4 protein-coding genes are annotated in these 6000 nt (G+C 71.8%); all 4 read left to right on the top strand.

Going from position 1 to position 6000, the window contains the following annotated elements; all coding sequences use genetic code 11:
- Window positions 1-4: 4 nt before the first annotated feature.
- Entirely contained in the window at window positions 5-952 is a 948-nt protein-coding gene (locus tag F3J10_RS05380) for a transglutaminase family protein (protein WP_240155392.1), read from the top strand.
- Between the two features lie 317 nt (window positions 953-1269).
- The gene (locus F3J10_RS05375) at window positions 1270-1884 is read left to right on the top strand and encodes a methylamine utilization protein (RefSeq protein ID WP_240155386.1); all 615 of its coding nucleotides are present in this window, start codon (window positions 1270-1272) and stop codon (window positions 1882-1884) included.
- 26 nt (window positions 1885-1910) lie between these two features.
- Complete coding sequence (locus tag F3J10_RS05370) at window positions 1911-4271, top strand: EAL domain-containing protein (protein ID WP_345791190.1); 2361 nt, start codon at window positions 1911-1913, stop codon at window positions 4269-4271.
- Window positions 4272-4330: 59 nt separating this feature from the next.
- The gene (locus tag F3J10_RS05365) at window positions 4331-5893 is read left to right on the top strand and encodes a methyl-accepting chemotaxis protein (protein ID WP_025098327.1); all 1563 of its coding nucleotides are present in this window, start codon (window positions 4331-4333) and stop codon (window positions 5891-5893) included.
- Window positions 5894-6000 lie beyond the last annotated feature (107 nt).

Raw genomic sequence — 6000 nt, 5'->3', positions numbered from 1 at the left:
CACGCTGCGCGTCACGCACGATACGCGCTACCGCTACGCCGCGCGGGTCGAATCGGCCCAGCACCAGGCGCGGCTCAAGCCGCTCGACCTGCCGCGCCAGCAACTGCTCGATTTCTCGCTCCACATCGAGCCCCTGCCGGAAGGCGTGGGCGTCGAGATCGACGCCTTCGGCAACCAGCGCACCTCGTTCGCCCTCAACCAGCCGCACGAGGAGCTGTTCGTGCGCAGTCGCAGCGTGGTGCGCGTGAGCCCGCCCAAGCGCTCGGCCGGCAAGCGCGGCGAGCCGCCGCCCGCGGTCGCGATGCCCGCGCCGGGCACCGCCAGCGCCTGGGAGGCCGTGCGCGACCGGCTCAGCTACCAGGCCGGCCAGCCCTACGACGCCGCCAGCGAGTTCGTGTTTCCGTCGCGGCACGTGGCCAGCCATCCCGAGCTGGCCGCCTACGCGGCCAGGAGCTTCGTGCCGGGGCGGCTGCTGGTGCAGGCGGCCTGGGAATTGATGCGGCGCATTCATGCCGATTTCGCCTACACGCCGAACAGCACCGACGTGAACACCTCGGCGCTCGACGCGCTGGCCTTGCGCAAGGGCGTCTGCCAGGACTTCGCGCATGTGATGATCGGCGCGATGCGCTCGCTGGGCCTGGCCGCGCGTTACGTCAGCGGCTACCTGCTGACCCAGCCGCCGCCGGGCCAGCCGCGCCTGATCGGCGCGGACGCCTCGCATGCCTGGGTCGAGGTCTACGATCCGGCCTGTCCCGAGGACGGCGGCTGGCTCCAGCTCGATCCGACCAACGATCGCGCCCCCGGCAACGACTACGTGATGCTGTCGGTGGGCCGCGACTATGCCGACGTCACGCCATTGCGCGGCGTGATCCGCGGCGGCGGCGCCGACCAGGTGCTGACGGTGGGCGTGACGGTCGAGCCGATCGAGGACGCCGAGCCGCGTCCGGCGTGACCGAGGAATCGCGGCCGGGCCGGCACGGCGCGACGGCTGGCGATCCGGCAGCCCATGACCGGCCGGGAGGTTCCCGGCCGTATCGTTTTCCAGGCTTGCCCCGGGCCACCCGGCGGCGGCGCGCGTCGTCGCAGTCTTTTGCCGTCCATCGCCGTCCATCGCCGTCCATCGCCGGATCGCCGTGATTGCTTAATTCAATCGATACGGATTGAATATTCGCGCGCCTGAACCGTTATCTCCCTCGCAGACCTATTCGAAATCCAGTCCGGCGTCCCATCGGGAGACCAGCGCCGGGCTCACGGGCACACGCGAACACGATGGCGGCATTTGATCGGAAGACGGGGATCGTCGGCTTGGCGGCCGCGCTCGCCCTTTGCCTGGGCGCGAGCCGCGCCTCGGCCCTGGAAGTCCGGGTACAGGATCGGCAGGGCGCGCCGCTGCAGGACGCGGTGGTCTACGCGATCCGCACCGACGGCGCCATGCCGCGCGTGAAGCCGGCGCCGGCCGCGATCGTGCAGCAGGATCGAATGTTCATGCCGCTGGTCACGGTGGTGCAGAAGGGCGCCTCGGTCGACTTCCCCAACCACGACGACATCGCCCACGACGTCTACTCGTTCTCCCCGCCGCGCAGCTTCGAGCTGAAGCTCTATCGCGGCGCCTCGCGCCCGGTGGTGATGAGCCGGGCGGGGCTGGAGGTGATCGGCTGCAACATCCACGACACCATGCTCGCCTACGTGCTGGTGGTCGACACCCCTTACTTCGCCAGGACCGACGCGCAAGGCCTGGCACGGCTGCCCGAGCTGCCGCGCGGCAGCTACCGCGTGCTTGCCTGGGATCATCGCCAGCGCGACCAGCAGGCGCGCGCCGAGCAGACGATCCGCGTGCCGGCGGCCGGCCCGCTGCGCTTCTCCCTGTCACTGGGCCCGCGCTGACGCGCCCCGCCATGAGGAGAGCCGCCGTGCCCCTGCGCAAGCTGCGCTCGAAGATCGCGCTGGTCTTCGTGCTGATGATCCTGATCGTCCAGGCCGGCGTGCAACTGGCCACCGGCGATGCGCTCGATCGCACCGCGCTCGACCAGGTCAACGCCCAGCTGGTGGTGGGCGACCGCCTGTTCCACAACGCCCTGCAATCCGAAGCCGGCAAGCTGTCCCAGGCGGCCGCGATCGCCGCCGCCGATTTCGGCTTTCGCGAGGCGGTCGCGCTGCACGACACCACCACCGTGCGCTCGGCCCTGCAGAACCAGCGCGAGCGGCTGGGCGCCGGCATCTCGCTGCTGGTCGGGCTGGACGGGCAGGTGGTGGCCAGCGCGCCGCCGGCCGAACTGGTCGGCCGGCGCTTCCCCTATCCGGAGCTGGTCGGCGGCGCGCCGCGCGGCACCGGCTCGCTGATCGGCGTGCTCGACGGCCGGCCCTACGAACTGGTCAGCGTGCCGGTCAGGACGCCGCTCACGGTGGCCTGGATGGTGATGGGCTTCGCGATCGACGACCGGCTCGCGCTCGACATGCACGGCGTGGCCGGCCTCGATATCTCCTTCCTGGTGCGCGGCGCCGGCCATCGCTGGCAGGTGCTCGCCAGCTCGCTGGCCGCGTCGGGCCGCGCTTCGTTGCAGGCGGCCGCCGCCGACCTGGTGTCGCACGACGCGCGCGGCGGGCAGCCGCGCGTGGGCCGCTACGTTTCGCGCATCCTGTGGCTCGCGCACGGGCCGGCGCCGGTGGTGGCGGTGCTGCAGAATTCGCTTGACGAGGCCGCCGCGCCGTTCCGCGCGCTGCGCTCCACGCTGCTGCTGCTCACGCTGGGCGGCATCGCCATCTCGATCGCCGGCGCGGCCTTGCTGGCGCGGGGCGTGACGCGCCATTTCGGCGAACTGACGCGCTTTGCCGAGCGGGTCGGCCGCGGCGACTACGGCGCCTCGATCGAGATCGCCAGCCGCGACGAGACCGGCGAGCTGGCCGCCGCGTTCCGGCGCATGCGCGACGACATCGCGCGACGCGAGGCGCGCATCACCGAGCTGGCCTATGTCGACCCCCTGACCGGGCTGCCGAACCGCGTGTCCTTCAACGAATGGCTGCAGCGCGAGATCGACGTGGCGGGCGAGGCAGGCGCGAACGCCGCGCCGTTCGCGATGATGCTGATGGACCTGGACCGCTTCAAGGACGTGAACGACACGCTCGGCCACCATGTCGGCGATCGGCTGCTGAACGAGGTCGGCAAGCGCCTGGCCGGCAGCCTGGCCGGCTCGGGCGCGGCCGCGGCGCGGCTCGGCGGCGACGAATTCGCGATCCTGCTGCGCGGCGGCGACCGGCGCGCCGCGCGCGATTGCGCCGCGATGCTGGTGGCGGCGCTGGAGGCGCCGCTGCTGATCGAGGGCCAGCCGCTCGACGTGGGCGCGAGCATCGGCATCGTCTGCTTCCCGGAGGACGGCGCCGACATGCACACCCTGCTGCGCCGCGCCGATACCGCGATGTACGCCGCCAAGCAGGCCAATGCCGGCGTGGCCGTGTACGAGCACGGCGCCGAGCGCCGCGACCTCGAGCGCCTGTCGCTGATGGGCGAGCTGCGGCGCGCCATCGAGAACCACGAGCTGATGCTGGTCTACCAGCCGAAGATCCATCTCGCCAGCGGCGGCATGCGGCACGTCGAGGCGCTGGTGCGCTGGCGGCATCCCGAGCGCGGCCTGGTGCCGCCCGACGAATTCATCCCCTTCGCCGAGCAGACCGGCTTCATCCGCTCGATCTCGCGCTGGATCGCCGCCGAGGCGATCGCGCAATGCGCGCGCTGGCAGGCGCAGGGGCTCGAGATCGACGTCTCGATCAATTTCTCCGCGCGCGATCTGGCCGATCCGGCCGCCTGCGACTGGCTGGGCGCGCTGCTGCGCGAGCACCGGGTCGAGCCGGGGCGGCTGTGGATCGAGATCACCGAGAGCGCGCTGATGGACGATCCGGCGCGCGCGCTCGACACGCTCGAACGCCTGCGCGGGCTCGGCATCCGCATGTCGATCGACGATTTCGGCACCGGATATTCGTCGCTGGCCAACCTGAAGCGCATGCCGGTCAGCGAGCTGAAGATCGATCGTTCGTTCGTGATCGGCATGACGCGCGACGCCGACGACGCCTTCATCGTGCGCTCGACCATCGCGCTGGCCCACGACATGGGCCTGCAGGTGGTGGCCGAGGGCGTGGAGGACGAGCCGACGCTGGGCCGGCTGCGCGCGCTGGGCTGCGACCTGGCCCAGGGATACGGCATCGGGCGCCCGCTGGCCGGCGGCGACCTGGGCGCCTGGATCGAGGCATGGACCGGCCGGCTCGCCGCCACCGCGTAAGCGGTGCGCGCCGCGCGTTTCCCTCAATTGGCTTGCTCTCTCAAGGTAAAGGGTTCGACATGACCATCGTTCGCCGCCTGATCCTCACCCTCGGCGTGGCGCTCTGCGCGCTGGCCCTGGTGGGGGGCTATGGGCTCTACCAGCTGCATGCTTCCTACCAGCGCATCGACGGGCTCGAGACGCGTACCATTCCCGGCCTGAAGCAGGTGTCGCTGGCGCGCGACCAGGTGGCGGCGATGCGCTTCGCCGTGTACCGCTACGTGGTGGACGGCATCGACGAGGCGAGCCGGGCCGCCAGCCGGCGCGAGGTCGAGGCGGCCGATCGCGGCTTCGACGCGGCGCTGGCCGACTACGAGGCGCACGACATGACGGACGCGCGCGACCGCTCGCTGCTGGCGGCGGATCGCGCCAGCATGGCCGCCTACCGGGCCCAGCGCGCGATCTTCTTCCAGCGCATCGAGGGCGGCGATCGCGACGGCGCGCTGGCGATGCTGCACGACGGCGGCGCCGTGCACGACGTGGCGCTGACGCTGAACCAGGCCCTGCAGGGCCATGTCGAGGCGGTGCTCGGGCATGTGGACCAGGTGCGCGACGAGAACGCCGGCGCCTATCGCGTCGCGCGGGTGCTGATGCTGGGCGTGGTCGGCCTGGCGCTGCTGGCCACCGGCCTGCTCGGCGCGAAGCTCTACCGCGTGGTCAGCCTCGGGCTGGGCCGCCTGCGCGAGACGCTCGACGCGGTCGGCCGCACGCTCGACCTGTCGCTGCGCCTGCGCGTGGAGCGCCGCGACGAGGTCGGCCTTACCGCCGAGGCGATCAACCAGCTGCTCGAACGCATGATGACGGTGGTGTCGGCGGTGCGCGCCTCGAGCGACACGGTGGGCGTGGCCTCGCGGCAGATCGCCGCCGGCAACCTCGACCTGTCCTCGCGCACCGAGGAGCAGGCCGCCTCGCTGCAGCAGACCGCCAGCAGCATGACCGAGCTCGGCGACACGGTGCGCCGCAACGTCGACGACGCGCATGCCGCCCGGTCGCTGGCCGGCAGCACCACGCAGATCTCCGACGAGGGTTCGCAGGCGGTGGAGCGGCTGGTCGGCACGATGAACCAGATCGCCGCGAATTCGACGCGCATCGCCGAGATCACCTCGCTGATCGACAGCATCGCCTTCCAGACCAACATCCTCTCGCTGAACGCGGCCGTCGAGGCGGCGCGGGCCGGCGAGCAGGGACGCGGCTTCAGCGTGGTGGCCACCGAGGTACGCAGCCTCGCGCATCGCTCGGCCGACGCGGCGCGCGAGATCAAGCAACTGATCGACCGCTCGACGGCGACGATCCAGGCCGGCTCGAAGCAGGCCGAGGAAGCCGGCCGCGCCACCGAGCAGGTGCGCCTGGCGATCCGCCGCGTCGCCACCCTGGTGGACGACATCGCCAGCGCCTCCGATGCGCAGCGCCGCGGCATCGACGAGGTCAGCCGCGCGGTGGTGCAGATCGACACGGTCACCCAGCAGAACGCGGCGCTGGTCGAGCAGGCCGCCGCCGCGGCGAGTTCGCTCGACGAGCAGGTGGCGAACCTGAATCGTTCGGTTTCGGTGTTCAGGATCGCCGACGGACTCGCGCTGGCGTGAAGGGGCGGGGCGCCGCTGCCGCCATGCCGTGCTTGCGCGCGGCGCCCATCCCTGTATCCTGCGAGGCGCTCCGAGCGAGCCATGGCGGATCGCGAGGCCGAAGATCG

This window comes from Burkholderia sp. Cy-637, from assembly GCF_011753175.1.
In the GTDB taxonomy this organism is placed as follows: domain Bacteria; phylum Pseudomonadota; class Gammaproteobacteria; order Burkholderiales; family Burkholderiaceae; genus Burkholderia; species Burkholderia gladioli.
This window is presented reverse-complemented; position numbering and strand designations above follow the sequence as displayed.

What these genes read in the sequence shown, in the direction of transcription:
- F3J10_RS05375 (WP_240155386.1), top strand. Translation starts at nt 1,270, where the DNA reads ATGGCGGCATTTGATCGGAAGACGGGGATCGTCGGCTTGGCGGCCGCG.
- F3J10_RS05365 (WP_025098327.1), top strand. Translation starts at nt 4,331, where the DNA reads ATGACCATCGTTCGCCGCCTGATCCTCACCCTCGGCGTGGCGCTCTGC.